The sequence below is a fragment of the Pseudomonas sp. BF-RE-21 genome, assembly GCF_019947305.1.
GTDB classification, from domain to species: domain Bacteria; phylum Pseudomonadota; class Gammaproteobacteria; order Pseudomonadales; family Pseudomonadaceae; genus Aquipseudomonas; species Aquipseudomonas migulae.
Genome location: NZ_JAGYGF010000020.1, coordinates 1 through 21,272, shown reverse-complemented (window position 1 = coordinate 21,272; position 21,272 = coordinate 1). Strand labels below are relative to the sequence as shown.

18 protein-coding genes are annotated in these 21,272 nt (G+C 61.2%); 6 read left to right on the top strand and 12 right to left on the bottom strand.

Annotated elements, in window-relative coordinates; translation table 11 throughout:
• Positions 1-2 precede the first annotated feature (2 nt).
• Complete coding sequence (gene motA / locus KGB25_RS15285; RefSeq protein ID WP_008027935.1) at positions 3-854, bottom strand: flagellar motor stator protein MotA; 852 nt, start codon at positions 852-854, stop codon at positions 3-5.
• A 166-nt stretch (positions 855-1,020) separates the two neighbouring features.
• Here motA and KGB25_RS15280 point away from each other — a divergent pair, with 166 nt between their 5' ends.
• The 4 genes from KGB25_RS15280 (at position 1,021) to KGB25_RS15265 (ending at position 6,291) form a co-directional block, all read left to right on the top strand.
• Positions 1,021-2,559: an HDOD domain-containing protein gene (locus KGB25_RS15280; protein WP_008040419.1), complete on the top strand. Its 1,539-nt coding sequence runs from the start codon at positions 1,021-1,023 to the stop codon at positions 2,557-2,559.
• A 39-nt stretch (positions 2,560-2,598) separates the two neighbouring features.
• Complete coding sequence (locus KGB25_RS15275; protein ID WP_008027926.1) at positions 2,599-3,414, top strand: rhodanese-like domain-containing protein; 816 nt, start codon at positions 2,599-2,601, stop codon at positions 3,412-3,414.
• 18 nt (positions 3,415-3,432) lie between these two features.
• Positions 3,433-4,293, top strand: coding sequence for an archaetidylserine decarboxylase (gene asd, locus KGB25_RS15270; protein WP_008040415.1), 861 nt, complete (start codon positions 3,433-3,435; stop codon positions 4,291-4,293).
• 210 nt (positions 4,294-4,503) lie between these two features.
• Entirely contained in the window at positions 4,504-6,291 is a 1,788-nt protein-coding gene (locus tag KGB25_RS15265) for a molecular chaperone (RefSeq protein ID WP_223435522.1), read from the top strand.
• A 121-nt stretch (positions 6,292-6,412) separates the two neighbouring features.
• Here KGB25_RS15265 and serB read toward each other — a convergent pair whose 3' ends face one another.
• Positions 6,413-7,627 carry a phosphoserine phosphatase SerB gene (gene serB, locus KGB25_RS15260; protein ID WP_008027919.1) on the bottom strand — a complete coding sequence of 405 codons (1,215 nt, stop codon included), beginning with the start codon at positions 7,625-7,627 and terminating at the stop codon, positions 6,413-6,415.
• A 135-nt stretch (positions 7,628-7,762) separates the two neighbouring features.
• Here serB and KGB25_RS15255 point away from each other — a divergent pair, with 135 nt between their 5' ends.
• Complete coding sequence (locus KGB25_RS15255) at positions 7,763-9,283, top strand: AhpA/YtjB family protein (protein ID WP_192226915.1); 1,521 nt, start codon at positions 7,763-7,765, stop codon at positions 9,281-9,283.
• A 250-nt stretch (positions 9,284-9,533) separates the two neighbouring features.
• Here KGB25_RS15255 and KGB25_RS15250 read toward each other — a convergent pair whose 3' ends face one another.
• The 9 genes from KGB25_RS15250 to KGB25_RS15210 all read right to left on the bottom strand — a co-directional run bounded on the left by KGB25_RS15250 (position 9,534) and on the right by KGB25_RS15210 (position 18,936).
• Positions 9,534-10,247, bottom strand: a complete 714-nt coding sequence (locus KGB25_RS15250; protein WP_008027916.1) for a membrane integrity-associated transporter subunit PqiC — start codon at positions 10,245-10,247, stop codon at positions 9,534-9,536.
• Between the two features lie 177 nt (positions 10,248-10,424).
• Positions 10,425-12,692 carry a DNA topoisomerase IV subunit A gene (gene parC, locus KGB25_RS15245; protein ID WP_008027914.1) on the bottom strand — a complete coding sequence of 756 codons (2,268 nt, stop codon included), beginning with the start codon at positions 12,690-12,692 and terminating at the stop codon, positions 10,425-10,427.
• Positions 12,693-12,699: 7 nt separating this feature from the next.
• Positions 12,700-13,224 carry a TIGR02281 family clan AA aspartic protease gene (locus KGB25_RS15240; protein WP_008027912.1) on the bottom strand — a complete coding sequence of 175 codons (525 nt, stop codon included), beginning with the start codon at positions 13,222-13,224 and terminating at the stop codon, positions 12,700-12,702.
• Positions 13,221-14,210, bottom strand: coding sequence for an esterase-like activity of phytase family protein (locus KGB25_RS15235; RefSeq protein WP_008027910.1), 990 nt, complete (start codon positions 14,208-14,210; stop codon positions 13,221-13,223). Before KGB25_RS15235 ends, KGB25_RS15240 begins: the two co-directional genes overlap by 4 nt.
• The gene (gene parE / locus KGB25_RS15230) at positions 14,210-16,114 is read right to left on the bottom strand and encodes a DNA topoisomerase IV subunit B (protein ID WP_008027908.1); all 1,905 of its coding nucleotides are present in this window, start codon (positions 16,112-16,114) and stop codon (positions 14,210-14,212) included. Before parE ends, KGB25_RS15235 begins: the two co-directional genes overlap by 1 nt.
• Before the next feature lie 42 nt (positions 16,115-16,156).
• The gene (locus KGB25_RS15225; RefSeq protein WP_008040411.1) at positions 16,157-16,765 is read right to left on the bottom strand and encodes a YqiA/YcfP family alpha/beta fold hydrolase; all 609 of its coding nucleotides are present in this window, start codon (positions 16,763-16,765) and stop codon (positions 16,157-16,159) included.
• A gap of 187 nt (positions 16,766-16,952) precedes the next feature.
• Positions 16,953-17,768 carry a 3',5'-cyclic-AMP phosphodiesterase gene (gene cpdA, locus KGB25_RS15220; protein WP_223435520.1) on the bottom strand — a complete coding sequence of 272 codons (816 nt, stop codon included), beginning with the start codon at positions 17,766-17,768 and terminating at the stop codon, positions 16,953-16,955.
• A gap of 107 nt (positions 17,769-17,875) precedes the next feature.
• Positions 17,876-18,328, bottom strand: coding sequence for a DUF1249 domain-containing protein (locus KGB25_RS15215; RefSeq protein WP_008027902.1), 453 nt, complete (start codon positions 18,326-18,328; stop codon positions 17,876-17,878).
• The gene (locus KGB25_RS15210; RefSeq protein WP_008027900.1) at positions 18,319-18,936 is read right to left on the bottom strand and encodes an NUDIX domain-containing protein; all 618 of its coding nucleotides are present in this window, start codon (positions 18,934-18,936) and stop codon (positions 18,319-18,321) included. The genes KGB25_RS15215 and KGB25_RS15210 overlap by 10 nt, the downstream gene beginning before the upstream one ends.
• A gap of 229 nt (positions 18,937-19,165) precedes the next feature.
• Here KGB25_RS15210 and KGB25_RS15205 point away from each other — a divergent pair, with 229 nt between their 5' ends.
• Positions 19,166-19,912 (top strand): RsiV family protein, encoded by a 747-nt coding sequence (locus KGB25_RS15205; RefSeq protein WP_008040407.1) that lies wholly within the window; start codon positions 19,166-19,168, stop codon positions 19,910-19,912.
• Here the strand turns inward: KGB25_RS15205 and cytX are convergent.
• Positions 19,881-21,173: a putative hydroxymethylpyrimidine transporter CytX gene (gene cytX / locus KGB25_RS15200; RefSeq protein ID WP_223435518.1), complete on the bottom strand. Its 1,293-nt coding sequence runs from the start codon at positions 21,171-21,173 to the stop codon at positions 19,881-19,883. The genes KGB25_RS15205 and cytX overlap by 32 nt on opposite strands.
• Positions 21,174-21,272 lie beyond the last annotated feature (99 nt).

Sequence of the window (21,272 nt, the reverse complement as noted above, 5' to 3'; positions counted from 1 at the left end):
ACTTAGCGACCGCGAACCGCTTGTTCCAGCTCAGCGAAGCTAGGACGGTGCGCCGGGTACAGAACCTTGCGTCCGAACTCTACCGCCAGCGATGGCGGCATGCCGGAAGCCGAAGCCACCAGCGAGGCCTTGATGGCTTCGTAGACGTTCAGTTCTTCCTTGGCATCGTGGGCCAGGGAGTGGGCCAGCGGACCGAAGAAACCGTACGCCGCGAGAATACCGAAGAAGGTACCGACCAGTGCCGCACCCACGTGCAGACCGATGGATTTCTGGTCGCCTTCGCCCAGGGACGCCATGGTCACCACGATACCCAATACCGCCGCGACGATACCGAAACCGGGCATGGCGTCGGCGATGCCGTTCACCGCGTGGGACGGGTGCTCGAGGTCTTCCTTGAGGTTGTAGAGTTCCATGTCGAACAGGCCTTCCAGCTCATGGGGAGCCATGTTGCCGGAGGACATGATGCGCAGGTAATCGCAGATGAACGCGGTCATGCGCTCGTCTTTGAGCACCGACGGGTACTTGGCGAAGATCGGGCTCGCGGCGGCATCTTCAATGTCGCCTTCGATGGCCATCATGCCTTCGCGGCGACTCTTGTTGAGGATCTCGTAGATCAGCCCCAACACTTCAAGATAGTAGCCGTGATTGAAACGCGATCCGAACATGCTCAAGGACTTCTTGAGCACGTGCAGGGTCATGTAACCGGGGTTGGCCTGGAGGAATGCACCAAGGGCCGCGCCACCGATGATCATCACCTCGAAGGGTTGAATCAGGGCGGCAATCTTGCCGTGGGAAAGCACGTATCCGCCGAGCACGCTCGCGAATACGACGATGATGCCGATTATTTTAGCCATAGGTAGGAGAGCACTTACTGAGTCGGGTTCAAGGTCATATTCGGAAGTTAAAAAATCTCTTCTTCTACTTATCGGCAAAACTGCGCCAGACTATAGCCAGTTCAGGCGAAAAGCCAATTTGGCCCACTTCGGGCATAGGTAATGCAGACGATGATCGCGTCCAACCATGGCTAACGAAACGAACGTTCCAACTCCAAAACCAAACACGCTCCAAGGCTGGGTAAAGCTTCTGGACGGCGTGCACCTGCCCGTTCCGCAAGGCAGTCATGACCGGGTCTGCAAGGCCATCGGCGATAACCGCAGCTCGTTGCGCGATATCGCCGAGCTGATGCAGGACAGCCCCGCCCTGGCCTTGAGCGTGATTCGTGAAGCCAACCGGCACACCCACGGCAGCATGACCGAGCCTGCGGAAAACCTTGAGGTGGCGATCAATCGCCTCGGTTTGAAGCGCACCGAAGAACTGCTCGCACGGCTGCCCGCGATGCCGGAATCGGACATTCCCGTGGCCCTGCGCCAGTTGCAGATGATCAGCCAGCACGCGACGCAACAGGCCAACGGCTTTTTCGCCGCTCGCCTGGCGCGGCTGTGGCAGGACATCCACTGGGGCAGCCTGCTGTTTTTATCGCCGTTGTGGCCATTGGCGTTGACCCATCCGCAATTGCTCGAAGAATGGGAGCTGCGGGTCATCCATAAGGGCGAGTCCGCACGTAAAGTCGAGAAACAATTATTCGGCGTACGCCTGCTGGAAATCGGTCAGGCCCTGGTGGAAATCTGGCACCTGCCGAACTGGGTGCAGCAGGGTTACAAGCTGTTACTCAATGAGCAACGGGAACTGGTGAAAGTCCTGCGCATCGCGCGCGACAGCGATCATCCATTGCGCCAGCAGAACCGTCTCGATGACGATCCGACGTTGCGCCGCTGGCTCAATCAGCCGGCCAACACGGTGTTGCTGGCCAACGGTCTGGCGCTGTCGGCACAGCACGCCTGGGACTGTCCGCACAGTGAACGCTGGCAGTACCTGACCAGCCTTTACCTGCAAATGCCGATGGACGAGGTGCAGCAGCAACTTCACCAGCAGGCCGCCAACAGTGCGCGCCAGCACGCCATGCCAGACCTCTGGCACCCCGCCGTCGCGCTGCTCTGGCCGCAGGGCATGAACCGTGTGCACGCCGGTTTGCTGCCAGCCCCGGCGCCGACCGCCGAGGACCTGGCCAAGTGGCGCAAACAATGCGCCGAGCTGCTGGTGGAGCCGAGTCGTTTCACCAATGCCATGCACTTGACCAACTCGGCCCGCGATGCACTGGTTGCATGCGGCATGCGCCGGGTGATGATCCTGATGGCCGACCGCACGCACGCCAATCTGCGCGTGCACCAGATTGCCGGGTTGCCGAAAGAAACGGCTGGCCTGAATTTCGTGGTCAGCCAAAGCACCGTGCTGCAACGCCTGCTCTCGCAACAAGCCCAGGTACGCCTGACCCCGGCCAACAACGCACAATTTTCGGCACTGCTGCCGGCCAGCCTGCGCTCGCAGTTCGGTGGCGAACACCTGCTGTTGCGCTCGCTGGTCAACAACGGCCGCGTGATCATGATCGTGGTGGCGGACCAGGGCGGCGGGCCGTTCTCCGAAATTACCGTGCAAGCCTTTGGCAAAACCGCGCAGTGCATCGAGAAAGCCCTGCACACCTTTAGCCATCGCGGCCAATGACCCGCTACAATCCTCCCCTTTGTGCTCTGGAGACCTCACATGTCTGACTTCTCTGGCTTGCCGCTGGTGATCGAACCGAGCGACTTGCTCTCTCGACTAGATGCCCGCGATCTGATTCTGGTGGACCTGACCAGCAGCGCCCGCTATGCCGAAGGGCATATTCCCGGCGCGCGCTTTGTCGATCCGAAACGCACGCAACTCGGCCAGCCACCGGCGCCGGGCCTGATGCCGCCGCAAGCGGCACTCGAAGCGTTGTTCGGTGAGCTGGGCCACAACCCCGATGCGGTCTACGTTGTGTATGACGACGAAGGCGGCGGTTGGGCCGGGCGTTTTATCTGGCTGCTGGATGTCATCGGCCACCACAAGTATCACTATGTCGACGGCGGTCTGACGGCGTGGCTGGCGGAAGGCTCGCCGATGTCGATCCAGATCCCGCCCGCGGTCGGCGGCCCGGTTGCGTTGACTCTGCACGACGAACCCACCGCCACCCGCGAATACCTGCAAAGCCGTCTCGGCGCCGCCGACCTGGCGATCTGGGATGCGCGCGGGCCGCTGGAATACTCCGGCGAGAAAGTCCTGGCAGCCAAGGGCGGACACATTCCCGGTGCGGTCAACTTCGAGTGGACCGCGGGCATGGACCGGGCGCGCAACCTGCGCATCCGCTCGGACATGCCGCAGATCCTCGAACAACTCGGGATCAGCAAAGACAAAGAAGTGATTACCCACTGCCAGACTCACCACCGTTCTGGCTTCACCTATCTGGTGGCCAAGTCCCTCGGTTATCCGCGGGTCAAAGGCTACGCCGGCTCCTGGGGCGAATGGGGTAACCATCCCGATACGCCTGTAGAGATTTAAGGTTTTTAAGGACAGTTAATGAATAAGCGTTTGTTTATCCTCAGCCAATACCTGCTGCCCCACCACTTGCTCTCGCGACTGGCCGGCTGCATCGCCGAATGCCGTGTGCGCTGGTTCAAGAATGCGTTCACCGCGTGGTTCGCCAAGCGTTATCAGGTGGACATGTCCCAGGCCCTGGTCGAAGACCTGACCGCCTACGAGCATTTCAACGCGTTCTTCACCCGCGCCTTGAAAGACGGCGCTCGTCCGCTGGACGAAACCCCGGGCGCCATCCTCAGCCCGGCCGACGGCGCGGTCAGCCAGCTCGGCCCGATCGAGCACGGCCGCGTGTTCCAGGCCAAGGGCCACAGCTTCAGCGTGCTGGAACTGCTGGGCGGTGACGCGGCCAACGCTGCGCCGTTCATGGGCGGTGATTTCGCGACGATTTACCTGTCGCCAAAGGACTACCACCGCGTGCACATGCCGCTGGCCGGCACCCTGCGCGAGATGGTCTACATTCCGGGGCGGATTTTCTCGGTCAACCAGACCACTGCGGAAAACGTTCCAGAACTGTTCGCCCGCAACGAGCGTGTGGCGTGCATTTTCGACACCGAGCGCGGGCCGATGGCCGTGGTGCTGGTGGGCGCGATGATCGTGGCGTCGATCGAAACCGTGTGGGCTGGCCTGGTGACCCCACCGAAACGCGAGCTGAAAACCTTCCGCTACGACGAAGCTGCCCGTGCGCCGATCCACCTGGAGAAAGGTGCGGAACTGGGTCGTTTCAAACTGGGTTCGACGGCTGTTGTGCTGTTCGGCCCGGATCAAGTGCAGTGGGCTGAAGAACTGGCGGCCGGTTCGCCGGTGCAGATGGGCCAGGGCATGGGACTGCCGAAAGCCTGATCCAACGCCGCTTTACTGTAGGAGCGAAGCTTGCTCGCGAAGGTCGTCAACGACAACCGGGATCTGCCTGATGATCCGCGTCGTCCTCCGGCTCTTCGCGAGCAAGCTTCGCTCCTACAGAGAACAGGCATTGCAATGCGCGCCCCCGAGTCATAGCTGCTAAAGTCTGGTCATTCACTGCCCATTTCCCGGTTGGAGTTTGTCCAACGCATGAATGAGACCAGTCCCCACCTTCTGCTGCGCGCCCCTGTCCCCGTACAGTTGCGCCTGTCGTTCTGCGAAGCCACCCCGCGCGACCTCAAACGCTGGATCGCCAACCTGCCCAAAGCCAACATCGGCGAAACCGCTCGCCAGCTCTATCAAGGCTTGAGCGAACTGAACCAGTTACTGACACCCAGCGACAATCGCCTGCAATTGCTCGAACTGTTAAGGCCCGAGGTGTATTACGTCTGCAAACACCTGGAGCGGCATTTCCTGCACCAGTCGATTGCCCTCGACGAGCGTTCAAGCAAAGTCGCCAACCTGTGCCAGGCGCTGCAAAGCCACTTGGCGATCGGCTATAAACAGATCGTCGTGCGCATCACGCCGCGCTTCAGCAAGGACCGTGCGCCACTGCTGGCCCAAGCGTTACAACGGGCGATGCATTGCCTCAACGGGTCACTGATCCGCGCCACCCAACTCTATTGCCCGGTGCCGGAAGGCGTGTGGCTGGAGCTGCACCAGCTGTATCGAATCGCCTGTAGCCTTCGACTGCAGCATCTGAACCTGCGCGATGAATTGGCGAGCCAGACGCAAAACCTGAGCATTGAACAGTCGTATGTAGTCGCCCTGCTAGTGGGCGCCGCACGTTGCAATCAACTGCGCCAGAACCAGATCGCGCGGCTCGCCGAAGTGCTGGAGCCGTGGAGCAAACTGATCAAGCTGCAACCGGAAACACCGGCCGATGGATTGTTTGCCATCGCCCCGGAACTCGACATCGGGCCGCGTTACCGCTCGAAATTCCGGCCCGGGCAACAGGAGCGTTTGCTGGGGTTCGATCCGCAGCCGCTGGTCGCAGCCATCGATGCCCATTTGGAAAAAAACGACGGTGAGTCGCCACTCCCGGTGCCGGCAGGTCTGAGCCTGGATACGCTGCAACACCTGAGGGCCGCGTGGGGGCAGGCGGTCGAGCGCAGTTTCCAGCGCACCGCCAGTCAAGGCACCTTGACCTTGTGCGTGGGCATGAGCGCGCTGCATTTCTATCTGGGCGGGCAGCGCCCGTTCAGCGAAATCCTGAAAAACCCCGGCGCCCGCCGTGCGCAGTTCACGGCGATATCGCCCGCGCTCCGGGAAAAGGACCAATGGAGCCATGCCTTCGACGCAGCGCCCCACGGCACCGCCGACACGTTGCTGCCCTACGAAGAAATCGAATACCGGCAGCTGCAGAATGACGACAGCCACGAAGCCAGCGACCGCAACCGCCACTTTCCGACGTACGCCCTGCCCGTGATCAATCACAGCCCGGGCGGTTATTGCCTGGCCTGGCCTGACGCAGTGCCAGCCGAGCTACAGGCTGGCGAGATGGTCGGCATCGAGGACACGGCGGGCGCAGGCTGGAGCATTGCGGTGGTGCGCTGGATCCGCCAGGTTCGCGGCGGCGGCACGCAGATGGGCATCGAGCAAGTCGCGCCATACGCCGAACCTTGCGGCCTGCAACTGGTGCGCACCCGGGAAGACCACAGCCACTACCTGCGCGGCTTGTTGCTGCCGGCCATCAGCGCGATAGATTTACCGGCCACCCTGCTCGCTCCGCGCCTGCCGTTCCAGGAAGGGCACAAGGTGCTGATCAACACCAACGGCGAGGAGCGCCGGGCCGGACTGGATCGGCGGGTGTCGAGCACCAACAGCTTCAATCAGTTTGCGTATCGGTCGCTTGAGGCCGCCAGAAACGACAACGCCGCGGGGAGCGGCGTAGTTGGTGTCGAGGAGGAGTTTGATTCGTTGTGGCAGACGCTTTGAGGGCCCGACGTTAAATCGGCGGTGACGCCTTCGCGGGCAAGCCTCGCTCCTACAGGGGGTACGCAATTACCTGTAGGAGCGAGGCTTGCCCGCGAAGAGGCCCTATCAGTCAATACAAGACTCAGAGCTGCCCGTCACGATCCCGAAAGCCCAGCAGATACAGCACGCCATCCAGCCCCAACGTGGAGATCGCCTGCTTCGCCGATTGCTTGACCAGCGGCTTGGCGCGGAATGCCACGCCCAGCCCGGCAATTGCCAGCATCGGCAAATCGTTGGCGCCGTCGCCGACCGCAATAGTCTGCTCCAGACGCAAGCCTTCCTTGTGCGCCAGCTCCTTCAGCAGATCCGCCTTGCGCTGCGCATCGACAATCGGCTCGACCGCCACGCCGGTGACCTTGCCATCGACCACTTCCAGCTCGTTGGCGAACACGTAGTCAATGCCCAGCTTGGCCTGCAATTGCTTGGCGAAGTAGGTGAAGCCGCCCGACAGAATCGCGGTCTTGTAGCCCAGACGCTTGAGCTCGGCGAACAGGGTTTCGGCGCCCTCGGTCAGGCGCAGCGAGGCGCCGATCGAATCCAGCACGCTGACATCCAGCCCTTTGAGCAACGCCAGGCGCTCCTTGAAGCTGGCACGGAAATCCAGCTCGCCGGCCATCGCCCGCTCGGTAATCTCCGAAACCTGATCGCCCACACCGGCCGCCTTGGCCAGTTCGTCGATGACTTCGGCTTCGATCAGCGTCGAGTCCATGTCAAACACCGCCAGACGACGGTTGCGGCGGAACAGCGAATCTTCCTGGAAGGCGATGTCGACGTTCAATTCCTGGGCGACGCTGAGGAATTCCGCTCGTAGCGCTTGCGGATCCGCCGCTTCGCCACGCACGGAAAACTCGATGCAGCCCTTGCCTTTATCGGCCGGGGTATCCAGCGGCATGCGCCCGGACAGGCGATCGATGTGGTCGATGTTCAGGCCATATTTGGCGGTGATCGAGCTCACGGCCTGCAATTGCCCGGCAGTCACTTTGCGGGTCAATAGCGTCACGATGTGGCGTTTTTTGCCCTGATTACCGACCCATTGCTGGTAATCCTCTTCGGACACCGGCGTGAAACGCACCTGTTGGTCAAGCTCATAGCCCTTGAACAGGATGTCCTTGAGCACCGACTTGCCTTGCTCGGTGTCAGGAATTTCAACCAGGATGCCGAACGACAAGGTGTCGTGGATCACCGCCTGACCAATGTCGAGAATGTTCACACCACCCTGGGCCAGAACGCCGGTAATGGCCGCGGTCAGACCCGGACGGTCCTCACCAGTGATGTTTATCAGGACGATTTCGCGCAAGGCGCACCCCCGCAGGTGGAAAAAAACCGCATTCTACCCACTTTCAGTGACCATCGGGCACCGTGAGCGCTTTGCCGGTCTAGGGCCTGTCGCTATACTGCGCGTCAACTTCACGGACAAAAGAGCCGAGCTCAAGTGAACCGGCCCACGCCAGTTAAAACCGATAACTTCTTTCTGCTGATCTTCCGTGCACTGCGCCACCGCCGTGTACCGATTGCATTGCGCATCGCCAGCCATAACGTGATCCTGGTCGCTCTGGCCCTGGTGATCTACGCCTGCGTGATGGGTTTGCAGTTCAAGCAGGCCATGCACGAGCAGGCAGATGCGCTGGGCGAAAGCCTGACCACGCAGACCGCCACGTCCGCCACGGAGCTGTTGGTGTCCAACGACATCCTCAGCCTCAACGTACTGCTCAACAACCTGACCAAGAACAAGCTGGTGGCCCACGCCGCCATTTATAGCGTGGACAACCGCATCCTCGCCGAAGCCGGTCAGCGCCCCAAGCACGGCCTGCTGGGCGAAGCCGAGGGCATGTACCAGAGCAAGATCACCTTTCAGGACGTGACCGCCGGGCAACTGCGCATCAGTCTGGACATGGATCAGTTCCAGCAGCCGATGACCATCAGCCTGCAAAGCATGGGCATCTTGAGTGCGATTCTGTTGGCCTTGTCCCTGGCCTTGAGCCTGCGCCTGGGTCGGCACATCTCCACGCCGCTGCTGCAATTGCGCGTGTGGCTGCGCAACATCGACGAATACACCCCGGCCACCGACCGCCAGGATGAAATCGGCGACCTGGCTCGCCAGCTGCACGCCAACTTCGCGCCGGAACCGTCCGAGCCGGAGCCCGCACCGGAACCTGAGTTCGACGACGTCGATTACGACGATGACGCCGAGCCGTCCTTCGAAGTGCGCAACCTGCGCGACCCGAGTTTCGACGAGACCAAGCCTGTCGCTAGCCTCAAACCTGCGCCACGGCACATCGTCAGCACCGTCGAAGACGAAGATGACGACGATGCGTTTGCCGATTTGCGTGACGAATCGACAGCCGCGAAACCAGTAGTCAGAGCGCCAGTATCGAACGTGCCGCAACACAGCGCAGTGCTGGCCGTGCAGCTGGGCGCCCAGGATCAATTGCGCCGCCTGCCACGGGCGCGCCTGGAAGAACTGCTCAAACGTTATCGCGATTGCCTCGATCAGGCGGCCTCGCTCTATGAGGGCGAACTGCACAGCCTGAACGATGGCAGCACGCTGATGGTGTTCCACACCGAGGACAGCGGCGACGACTACCTGACCAACGCCATCTGCTGCGGCGAGTTGCTGCGAGCCCTGGGCCATCAGTTGCAGATCGAAGTCGCCGACAGCGGCATCACCCTGCAATTGCAGCTGGGCGTGACCTTGGGTGATGAGCTGTTCGGTCTGAGCCAGATCGACCTGTTGCTGACCGAAACCGCCCAGGACGCCCTGGCCCTGTCGCAACACAGCCGCAATCTGCTGCTGGTGGAGCGCAAGATCAGTGACGACGCGCTGATTCGCCAGCGTGCGCGAATCCGCCCGATTGCCAGCCCTGAGGGTGCGTGCTGCGTGGAGCGGTTGATGGAGCCTTATCCGTCGATGCTGGAGCGACAGTTGGCGCGGATGCATGAACGTCGGGCGTAAGCGTTAGCCCCGCAGTAAAAAAACCCGCAGACAAGTGATTGTCTGCGGGTTTTTTGTTGCCTGTTCCGCCGTCATCGCCGGCAAGCCAGCTCCTACAGAAATCGTGTTGCCCGCATGATGCATGCACGACGCGGAACCTGTAGGAGCTGGCTTGCCAGCGATGGGGCCGTCAGCAGCACCGAGTACTTCCAACCCGCAAAAACAACAAAGCCCGCATCTCTGCGGGCTCTGTTTGAAATCTATCCAGGCCTTAGAACCTGAACACTTCCATATCCGTACGAATCGGCGCAGCCATCGGGATCTTCGGCTGTTTCTCTTGCTCTGTCGCCGGAGCCACAGGCTTGGCTGCCGGTTTTTTTGGCGCTTCTGCAATCGGTGGCTGATTGGCCAATGGCTTGAGCGCGATCGACAGCTGTTCGGCGAGCTTCTGCAGCAACACACCCTGAGCCTGAACCTGCGCCGCCGTACCGCCCGCGTGCTGTTCTTGCAGATGAACGATGCGGTTATCGCGAACCTGCCCGCGACGGTCGATCAAACGCCATTGAGCATCGAGGATCGCCGGTTGCGACTCGCCCGAGTCCAGGCGCGTGATGGTCAGCAGTACCTGAACATCCGGTGTGAAGCCCACGCTCGCCGGCGCCAGCACCACACGTTGACTGTCCAGATGACCCGCTACCTGACGCAGCAACAGTTGATCGATGTCGGAAGAAAGGCTGCCGGCCCAACGACCATCGGTCGAGGCCTGAAGGCTGCCATCCGGCTGACGCTGCAGCAACGTTTCACGCTGCAGGTAATCGGCAACCGTTACCGGGCCGAGCAATACCGCCATGCCCGCGCTTTGCGCAGGCTGAGCCGGACTTCCGCTGTCCAGCTGATACAGCGACACCGGTTGGTGAACGCTGCAACCCGCCAGGCCAAGAACGCCAGCGAGCATCAAAATAAAAGGAAGGCGCAGAGCAGTCATCGTCCCATCCAGGTGGTTGCCACAAGGCACACCACAGTGAAAATACTCAATAAATATGAAGAACGCTCGGCCACGCCGGCGCTTGGAAAGGCCATATCATCCGTGAATATGCGTTCCGACTCCAGCGGCAAAGCGTCGATCTACGCGTTAAATCGTAGATCGAGCGCTCTAGCGCGGTTAATTGAGGTTTTCGACGAGCAGCGCATCTACCCTCTGGAAGCCCCGTGGAAGTTTGTTGCCACGACGTCCACGCTCACCTTTGTAGTGTTCGAGGTCGTCCGCTTTCAGTGACAAGGTACGCTTTCCGGCCTGCAGCACCAAGGTGGCTCCATCCGGCAGCACAGCGATGTCCGTGACATATTCTTCGCGACTGGCCACACGCTCACCGGAAATCCCGATGATCTTGTTGCCTTTGCCCTTACCTAATTGTGGCAGATCGCTGATTTTGAAGATCAGCAAGCGACCTTCGGTGGTCACTGACGCCAGCCAGTTGTTCTCACGATCCGCCACCGGGCGCGGCAGAATGACCTTCGAGTTGTTCGGCAAGCTCAGCAGCGCCTTGCCCGCCTTGTTCTTCGCCTGGAAGTCCTCGCCCTTGACCACGAAACCGTAACCGGCATCGGAGGCGATCACGTACAGCGAATCGTCTTCCGGCATCAGCACGCATTCAAATGTCGCACCTGGCGGTGGCGTCAGACGACCGGTCAACGGTTCGCCCTGGCCACGGGCCGAAGGCAAGGTGTGCGAGGCCACCGAATAGCTGCGACCGGTGGAGTCGATGAACACCGCAAACTGGTTGGAGCGTCCGGCCGCCAAGGCCTTGAAACCGTCCCCTGCCTTGTAGGAAAGCCCGGTGGCGTCAATTTCGTGCCCTTTGGCGGAGCGGACCCAGCCTTTTTCCGATAGCACTACGGACACTTTCTCGTTCGGCAGCAGATCGTGCTCGGTCAAGGCCTTGGCCTCGGCGCGCTCGACGATCGGCGAACGACGGTCGTCGCCGTAGGTTTCGGCGTCCTTGATCAGCTCGGTGCGCACCAGCTTTTTCAGCTTGGCTTCGCTGCCCAGCAGGGCTTGCAGCTTGGCTTGTTCCTTGAGCAGTTCATCCTGCTCGGAGCGCAGCTTCATTTCTTCCAGTCGCGCCAACTGACGCAAACGGGTGTCGAGAATGTACTCGGCCTGGATTTCGCTCAGGGCGAAACGCGCGATCAGGGCGGCTTTCGGATGCTCCTCGGTGCGGATGATGTGGATCACTTCATCCAGGTTGAGGTAGGCAATCAACAAACCGTCCAACAGGTGCAGGCGACGCTCGACCTTGTCGAGGCGGAATTGCAGGCGACGACGCACGGTTTGAACGCGGAACTCCAGCCATTCCACCAGCAACGCACGCAGGTTTTTCAGCTGCGGCTTGCCATCCAGGCCGATGATGTTGATGTTGACCCGGTAGCTCGACTCCAGCTCGGTGCTGGCGAACAGGTGCTGCATCAGCGCGTCGTGGTCGAAGTTTTTCCGAGCGCCCGGAATGATCACGATCCGGCACGGGTTCTCGTGGTCGGATTCGTCACGCAGGTCAGCGATCTGCGGGGCCTTGGACGGTTTGGCCTGCATCATCGCCGCGATCTGTTCCAGCACCTTGGCGCCAGACACCTGATGCGGCAGCGCGGTGACGATGATGTCGCCGTCTTCGATGTGGTACACGGCGCGCATGCGCACCGAGCCCTTGCCGGTTTCGTACATTTTCAGCAGATCGGCGCGCGGGGTGATGATTTCCGCTTCGGTCGGGTAATCCGGGCCCTGAATGTGTTCGCAGAGCTGTTCGACCGTGGCTTTTGGCTCATCGAGCAAACGCACGCAGGCGGTCGCGACTTCGCGCAGGTTGTGCGGCGGAACGTCGGTGGCCATGCCCACGGCGATGCCGGTGGTGCCGTTGAGCAGGATGTTCGGCAAACGTGCCGGCAACACCAATGGCTCGTCGAGTGTGCCGTCGAAGTTCGGGCCCCAGTCCGCAGTGCCCTGACCCAGTTCACTGAGCAGCACTTCGGAATAACGCGACAGCCGCGCTTCGGTGTATCGCATGGCGGCGAAGGACTTGGGATCATCCGGCGCACCCCAGTTACCCTGGCCGTCGACCAGCGTGTAGCGGTAGCTGAACGGCTGGGCCATCAGGACCATGGCTTCGTAGCAGGCCGAATCGCCGTGCGGGTGGAATTTACCGAGCACGTCACCGACGGTACGCGCCGACTTCTTGTGCTTGGAATCGGCGTCCAGCCCCAACTCGCTCATCGCGTAGACGATGCGGCGCTGTACCGGTTTCAGGCCGTCGCCGATATGCGGCAAGGCACGGTCCATGATCACGTACATGGAGTAGTTGAGGTAGGCATTTTCGGTGAAGTCAGCCAGTGACCGGCGCTCTACACCGTCCAGGCTGAGATCAAGGGAGTCGCTCATGCGGGCCTCATCGGTTCGTTGTCTGGCGCAGCAGCATGGTGCCACCGCGCTGGGTAAATTCAAGTTTGTTCAGCGCGCTCATACCGAGCAGCACTTGCTTGCCATCCAGGCCTGGCACGACGATGGCGCGCACATCACGCAGCACAATGTCGCCCAGTTGCAGCCGGTCGACACGGGTTCGATAACCCTCGGTGCGACCGTTGGCGGTGCTCAGGGTCACCCCGAAGCCTTGTTCAAGTTTCAGCCGTTCGGCCATTTCTGCCGGGATCGCCACATCGGTCGCCCCGGTATCCAGCATGAAATCCACCGACTGGCCGTTGATCTGGCCGCTGGCGACAAAGTGCCCCTGGGTGTTGCTGGCCAGTTTCACTTCGATAAAACCTTCGCCCTGTTCCGAGCTGACGACGACGTTGGGATTTTGCTGACGCTCCTCCCATTGGCCGAAAAACCGTGTCGCCAGAAATAGCGCTGCGCACCAGGCCAGCACCATGAACACCCGACCGGCTCGTTTTCCAGGTGTTTGCGGCGTCATGGCTTGGCACTCCAGCCACCTTCCGGCGCGGCAAAGCGCCAGACGACCGGGCGATACTCGCCATCAGCACGGGCACCGTCGTTGTTATCAATGCCGACCCAGGCGCCATCGGCGTCGACGATCAGTGCTTCCGTCAGGCCATAGCCCTGTGGATAACGACGGTTCTCCTGCAATGCCTCGTCGGCAAACGACCAGCAACGCTCGACTTTGGCCGTCACCGCGTCACGGCGGCAAATCTCGAACGCGTTACGCTCAAGGGTAAACAGCTTGCCGTTGAACAACGACAGATCGGCGAAATCCCGCGACACGGCTCTGGCCTTGGGAAATTTCGCCGGCTGCATTTCCATCCCGGCTTCGCTCAGCAGCACGCAGCCGCCGTCGCAATCCCAGACCGTTTGCTGACGCTTGATCAACAGCAGTCCTCGGCGCTCACGCTCGGCGGCCAACCATAACTGGTCGCCCTCCGGATTGATCGCCAGGCCCTCGAACAATGCATTGAAGTGCAACAACATACCGCTGGCCCGCGCCTCGCGAACCAGCATCGGCGAAATCTTCAGCCAGGACGTCGGCCCAACGGGCGGCACTTGCAGAATCGCCGCATGGGACTCGCTGACGATGTAGCGATTGCCGGCGCTGTCGCAGGTGATGCCTTCAAAATCCAGGTCCCCGCCGCGCGCGAACGATGCCACCCAGGTCCGCGAACGCAAACCCCAGGGCAAATCGCTGTCCGGCACCGGCGGCACACCGATGCGCACGGTTTCAGCCTGCCAGACCGTGTCGCCGGTTTCGAGTCGGTAGATCTGATCGTCGTCGCGATCGGAAACGGCCCACAGATTCTTGCCACACTGGGCCAGCCCCGACAGGTTGCCGCCGCGCATGCCCTCCACGGGATGCTCGGACAACAGGCGCAACTCCGGTGCCGGCTCGGCAAACGCCGAAGCCGAGGTCAGAAGTAACGCACACGCCAGGGCAAAGCCAACCCGCATCAGCCAAGAACCTCGGCCAGGTTGCCTTTGGATTCCAGCCAGGATTTACGATCACCGGCGCGCTTCTTCGCCAGCAACATGTCCATCATTTCCGAAGTCGCTTCGAAATCTTCCAGGGTCAGTTGCACCAGACGCCGCGTGTTCGGGTCCATGGTGGTTTCGCGCAGTTGCGGCGGGTTCATTTCACCCAGACCTTTGAATCGGGTGACCTGTGGTTTGCCGCGTTTCTTCTCGGCCACCAGACGATCGAGAATGCCGTCACGCTCAGCTTCGTCGAGGGCGTAGTAAATTTCTTTGCCCAAATCGATTCGGTACAGCGGCGGCATTGCGACGTAGACGTGACCGGCATCCACCAGCGGGCGGAAATGCTGGACGAACAGCGCGCACAGCAGCGTGGCGATGTGCAGACCGTCGGAGTCGGCGTCAGCGAGGATGCAGATCTTGCCGTAACGCAGCTGGCTCATGTCCGCCGCGCCCGGATCGACACCGATGGCCACGGCAATGTTGTGCACTTCCTGACTGGCCAGTACTTCACTGCCGTCGACTTCCCAGGTGTTCAGGATCTTGCCGCGCAACGGCAGGATCGCTTGAAACTCTTTGTCCCGCGCTTGCTTGGCGGAACCGCCGGCGGAGTCACCTTCCACCAGGAACAGCTCGGAACGCATCGGGTCCTGCCCGGCGCAGTCGGCGAGCTTGCCTGGCAGTGCCGGGCCTTGGGTGATGCGCTTGCGCTCGACCTTCTTGCTGGCCTTCAGACGACGGCCGGCGTTGTTGATCGCCAGCTCCGCCAGAAGCATGCCGGTTTCCGGGTGAGCGTTGAGCCACAGGCTGAACGCGTCCTTGACCACGCCGGACACGAACGCCGCCGCTTCGCGGGACGACAGGCGTTCCTTGGTCTGGCCGGAGAATTGCGGCTCCTGCATTTTCATCGACAGGACGAAGGCGATGCGTTCCCAGACGTCTTCCGGCGCCAGCTTCACGCCGCGTGGCAGCAGGCTGCGGAATTCGCAGAACTCGCGCATGGCATCAAGCAAGCCCTGACGCAAACCGTTGACGTGCGTACCGCCCTGGGCCGTCGGGATCAGGTTGACGTAGCTTTCCTGCACGCTGTCGCCACCTTCCGGCAACCACAGCAGCGCCCAGTCGACCGCTTCTTTGTTACCGGCCAGGCTGCCGCAGAACGGCTCGTCCGGCAGGCGCTCGAATTCGCTGACCGCGTCCACCAGGTAGGAACGCAGGCCGTCTTCGTAATGCCATTCGACTTTCTCGCCGGTGGCCTTGTCTTCAAAACTGACCAGCAGCCCCGGGCACAGAACGGCCTTGGCCTTGAGCACGTGCTTGAGGCGGCTGATGGAGAATTTCGGTGAGTCGAAGTACTTCGGGTCTGGCGCGAAGAACACGCTGGTGCCGGTGTTGCGCTTGCCAACGGTGCCGACCACTTCCAGCTCGGTCTTCTTGTAACCGTCGGCGAAGGTCATCTGGTATTCGTTGCCGTCGCGCTTCACGCGCACCCGGACTTCGGTCGACAAGGCGTTGACCACCGAAATACCCACCCCGTGCAGACCGCCGGAGAACTGGTAGTTCTTGTTGGAAAACTTGCCGCCCGCATGAAGCTTGGTGAGGATCAGTTCGACGCCCGACACACCCTCTTCCGGGTGAATGTCCACCGGCATGCCACGGCCGTCATCGCTGACTTCCAGGGAGTGATCGGCGTGCAGGATGACCTGCACCGACGTCGCATGCCCGGCCAAGGCTTCGTCGACGCTGTTGTCGATGACTTCCTGGGCGAGGTGGTTCGGCCGACTGGTGTCGGTGTACATGCCGGGGCGTTTGCGCACCGGGTCGAGGCCCGAGAGGACTTCGATGGCGTCTGCGTTATAAGAGCTAGCGCTGGGAGTGGCCATGGGGTCTCGTCGTCAAATGTTCTATTAAATAGAGGTGATGACTCACAGTGCAGTGAAATCTATCGCCTGATACAAATCTGCGCCGATGCCGGCAAAACTCAGCATTGCCGGCAATTGCCCGGCAAAACCCTGGAAACTATGGTCGCCGCCGGCCTGGATGCGCAAGGCACAGGCCCGGTAATACTGCTGGGCGAGGCGATAATCCAGCGTTTCGTCGCCCGTCTGCAACCATACCTGATACCGCTGCGGGTCCTGGGGCGCCGGCACTTCCAGCTCGGCCAGGGCCGTCACATGGTCGTGGGTCAATTCCCAGGCCTCATCGGTATACAGGTTTTTCTGCGTCCCCAGATACCCGTCGAACATCCGGTGCGGACTGACGGCGGGGTTGATCAACAGGGCTTTCAAGCCATGGCGCTCGGCCAGGTGAGTCGCATAGTAGCCGCCGAGTGAGCTGCCGACCAGCAGTGGCCGGCCAAGCTCCGAAATTGCCTGTTCGAGCTGACCGATGGCCTCGCGCGGATGGTGATGCAGGGCCGGAACGCGCAGGTGATCGCTCAAGCCCAGACGCTCCATCACTTCGATCAACTGAGTGGCCTTTTTTGACGAAGGCGCACTGTTGAAACCGTGGATATAAAGGATCGAACCGGACATTTGAACTCCCTGTGCGTCGGGTAAAGAAGGCGGAGTTTACAGGGTGTCGGGGGAATCGGGGATATCCGTGGAATTCATGTCGTCTGAGCGGACGCCATCGCCAGCAGGCTGGCTCCCACAGGGATTTGTGCACGACGCGGATTCATTGTGGGAGCCAGCCTGCTGGCGATGGCAGCACCGCAGATATTCAGTAGCCGTTGGAGCCGTAATCGACCTGAAAGTCGAACCCGGTCACGCGCTCTACGCCGGTTTCGAGCCGACCATCGGGCAACAGCCGCAACCACCGATACCCTGGCGCCTGCTCGCCGACCTTGAAATCCTCACTGCCCGGCTCGAACTGAATGCAGGTCGAGGGCGATGCAATCAGACGAACGCCGTTACGCACTTGATCGATTTCCTGATGCACGTGCCCCCAAAGCACAGCGCGTACTTGCGGGAACCGGTCCAGCACGGCGAACAGTGCTTCGGGATTGCGCAACCCGATCGGCTCCATCCACGCACACCCGATCGACACCGGATGATGGTGGAAGCACACCAGATGATGGCTCTCCGGCGCCTCGCTCAGCGAGCGCGCCAGCAACTGCAATTGTTCATCCTGCAAATACCCGGGCACCGACCCCGGCACCGCCGAGTCGAGCAACGTGACGCGCCAGTTGCCGACATCCACCACTGGTTCCAGCAGCGCGCTGTGCACGGCGGCTGCGGCCATGATCTGCGGTTCGTCGTGATTGCCGGGAATCCAGCGCGCCGGCGCATCGAGTTGCCGGGTCAGGTCGCGAAACTGCTGATACGACTCCAGCGTCCCGTCCTGGGAAAGATCGCCGCTGGCAATGATCAGATCGATCTGCGGCTGTTGCTGCCTGACCAGCTCGATGACCTTTTGCAGGCTGTCGCGCGTATTCATGCCCAGCAACGTGCCGTCCGCTTCGGCAAACAGATGGCTGTCGGACAGTTGCACCAGCAACGCCGAATCGGCGGGGGTCAAAGTGGATACGCTTGGCAAGGCGGTCTCCCAGGGCTAAACACGGGATAAGTGGAATGCCGCGATTATGCTGGGGGACGAACGAAAGAGGAAATCCGAGAAGCTGACGCAGTTCACATCTAGCGAGCTCAACGCACAACGGCGTATTCGTGCCCACACGCCAGGCAATGGCTCAGCCATTCACCCAGGAACATGTTCAGCTGCGCCTTTTCGTCCGGCTGGTGCATCGAGGCGTTCGGGTAAGGATAGATCCCGCGAAAGCGTCGCGCATGTTCGGCGCTGACCACTTCGGCCATGCAGGCGTCGTGATAGACCTGCACTTCCAGTTGCGGCACCGGCAGCCACGGCAGGCTGTGTTCCTGACGCACTTGCAGGGTCGTGGTGTATGGACAGACCTGCAGCACTTCAAGGGCCAGCACGCCGAGCATCTGCTCGCCGTGGGTCACGGCAATGCGCCGCGCCGCCGGCTCGTTGCGCATGTCCGGCAGCAGTCGCATCAGGCGCGCGTAGTTGGCCTCGCAAGAGGCTTGCAGCCCCACGAGGTCCACCCGGTAGCGATCGCGCAACTTGTTTACGACCATAACCCCCTCACTTCAGCGCGGTTCAAAGCTAACCATTGCAAGGCAATGATGCTGGCCGCGTTGGCAATTCGTCCGTCGCGTACGGCTTGCAGGGCATCCTCGAACGCCCAGACCGTGACGCGGATATCTTCAGCTTCTTCCTCCAGCCCATGCAGGCCGCCGACCCCGGTTGTCTCGCAACGCCCCAGGAACAAATGCACGAATTCATTGCTGCCACCCGGCGATGGAAAATACTTGGTCATCGGCCAGAGCGCCCCGAATACAAGCCCAGCTTCCTCCTGCGCTTCGCGGTGAGCAACTTCTTCCGGCACTTCATCCTTGTCGATCAGACCAGCGACCAGTTCAATCAGCCAGGGATTGTCGGTCTTGCCCATGGCGCCGACGCGAAACTGCTCGATCAACACCACTTCATCGCGCTGCGGATCGTAGGGCAACACGCAGACCGCATCGTGGCGAACAAACACTTCACGATTGATTTCGCGGCTCATGCCACCGGCAAACAACTCGTGGCGCAAGTGCACGCGATCGAGCTTGTAAAAGCCCTCGTAGCACTTTTCGCGCCGAACGATATCAACGGCGGTCGGAATGGCGTTGGCAAAATCAGTCATGACAATCCTCGTTTACTGCTAGTCCGATCCGAGGCTCCTTTTGGTTACTTGCAACCTCGACTTCGCGCCATCCTAACGCGCCCGCGCCGTTTGATGCAGCCCCTTTCCAGTCAGCGGGATAGACGGTGAGGGCGAAACCAACTCTAATTAGCTTAGTGGCGAACTGACTGCTTCGTTGAGAGTCGAAGCGGATAACTTTTTGCCTTTCCCTGTTTTACGAAGGACGCCCATGTCGCTTTTTAAAATCGCCTCCGTGGCCGCAATCGCCCTGACCCTGGGCGCTTGCCAAAGCCTGTTCCAGCCCAACTACCGGGCGCCGCTGGAGACTACCCGCGATGCTTCCGAACAGCTGAAACCGGGTTGCACGACACCTGACTGCCCGCTGGTGAACATCGATACGCTGCGCTTCCCCGCCGAGCCGCAGTTGGACGGCATTGTCGAAAAACGTCTGCTGCAAATGACACGCACCTCGCCCGACGCCCCGGTGGCGCCGACGCTGGCGGCCTATCGCGATGAGTTTTTGCGCACCGCCGGCCCGCGCTACAGCAGCTACTTGCAAGCCAAAGTACGTGAGCAGCATGACGGCTTGGTGATTGTCGAATTTTCCAGCTACCTGGACACCGGCGGTGCACATGGCACGCCGGGCCGCAGCTTCATCAACTATTCGCGCCAGCAGCATAAAGTGCTGACCTTGTCCGACATGTTGGTGCCAGGTCAGGAAGAGGCGTTCTGGAAAGCGGCGCAGGTCGCGCACAACAGCTGGTTGATCAGCACCAAGCTCGATCAGGAACCGGAGTTCGTGAAGAGCTGGCCGTTCCAGAAAACCCAGAACATAGCGCTGACCTACGGCGGGGTGATCCTCAAGTACGACGTGAGCACCATCGCGCCTTACGCGCTGGGCCACGTCGAACTGAAGATCCCCTACCCTCGCCTGAACGGCATCATCAAGCCCGAGCTGTTTCCCGGCCGTAACTGAAGGCCCGACCCAGCACGAGTTGCAGCAGCCCTGCCAGAATCAACGACGGCAGGGTTGCGCCGATGTCCGGATACAGATTGGCCAGCAAGTGATAGGTGCTGACCCCGCCCAGCCAGGCGAGCAGCGCCGGCCAGCGCAATGCGGCTGACGCCACTTGAGCACTGCGTTTACGCAGGATGAAGTGATCCACCAGCACCACGCCGAACAGCGGCGCAAACACCGAACCGATCAACAGCAGGAAGTTCTGGTACTGGGCCAATGGCGCCAGCAAGGCGATCAGGGTGCAGACCACACCGATGGCCAACGCCAGGTGTTCGACTTTCAAGCGCAGCAAAAACCCGCTGGAAACGGCCGCCGAGTGAATGTCGGCAAAGGCGTTTTCCGACTCATCCAGCAGAATCAGCAGCAGCGGAATCCCCAGGCCGGCACCGGCCAGCGCCAACAGCAAGGCATTCACTTCACCGCTCGGCGCGAACGCCAGGGTGTAAGCCACGCCCAGGCTCATCAGCCAGAAATTACCGATAAAGAAGCCAATCGCCGTCCCGCCGAACACGTTTTTCGCACGCTTGCCGAAACGCGAGTAGTCAGCGATCAGCGGCAGCCACGACAGCGGCATCGCGATGGCAATGTCGAAGCCCACGGCGAACGGCATCGAACCGTCCCCGGCCTGCGCCCACAACGCCGCCAGATCGGCTTTGGCGAACAGGTTCCAGGTCAGCCAGATGCACGCGGCCAGCAGCAGCCAGATGCCCCATTTGCGCAGGATCTGGCGCACGAAGGTCAACGGACCGCTGACGGCCAGCAAGGTCGCCAAGGCTCCGAAGAACAACGTCCAGAGCAGCGGACTGGAGAACAGACTGCCTTCGCTGAACGCACGCGCGCCGAGCAGGCTGGCAGCGTCGCGCATGACGATGATTTCGAACGAACCCCAACCGATCAGTTGCAGCAGGTTCAGCACCGCTGGCAGGCTCGCGCCTTTCGCACCGAGGCTGAGTTTGAGCGCGGCCATCGACGACAGGCCGGTGTCACTGCCGATCACGCCGACAGCGGCCAGCAGCAGAACGCCGACCAGCGTGCCGAGGAAGATCGCCAGCAACGAACCGGACAGGCCAAGACCTGGCGCGAGCAATGCGCCGGTCTGCAAAACCATCAGGCCGATGCCGAGGGAGAACCACAGGGAAAACAGATCGCGGCCGCCGAAGACACGTTTGTCGGTCGGCACCGCGATGTCGGGTGAATAAGTGCTGGGTTGAATGCTCAAGGGTGTTATCTCAGAGGAACATTTGTTGTTGTGTTGAACTGCACCTGTAGGAGCGAGGCTTGCCCGCGAAGGCGGTGTGTCAGGTAAAACGCCTTCGCG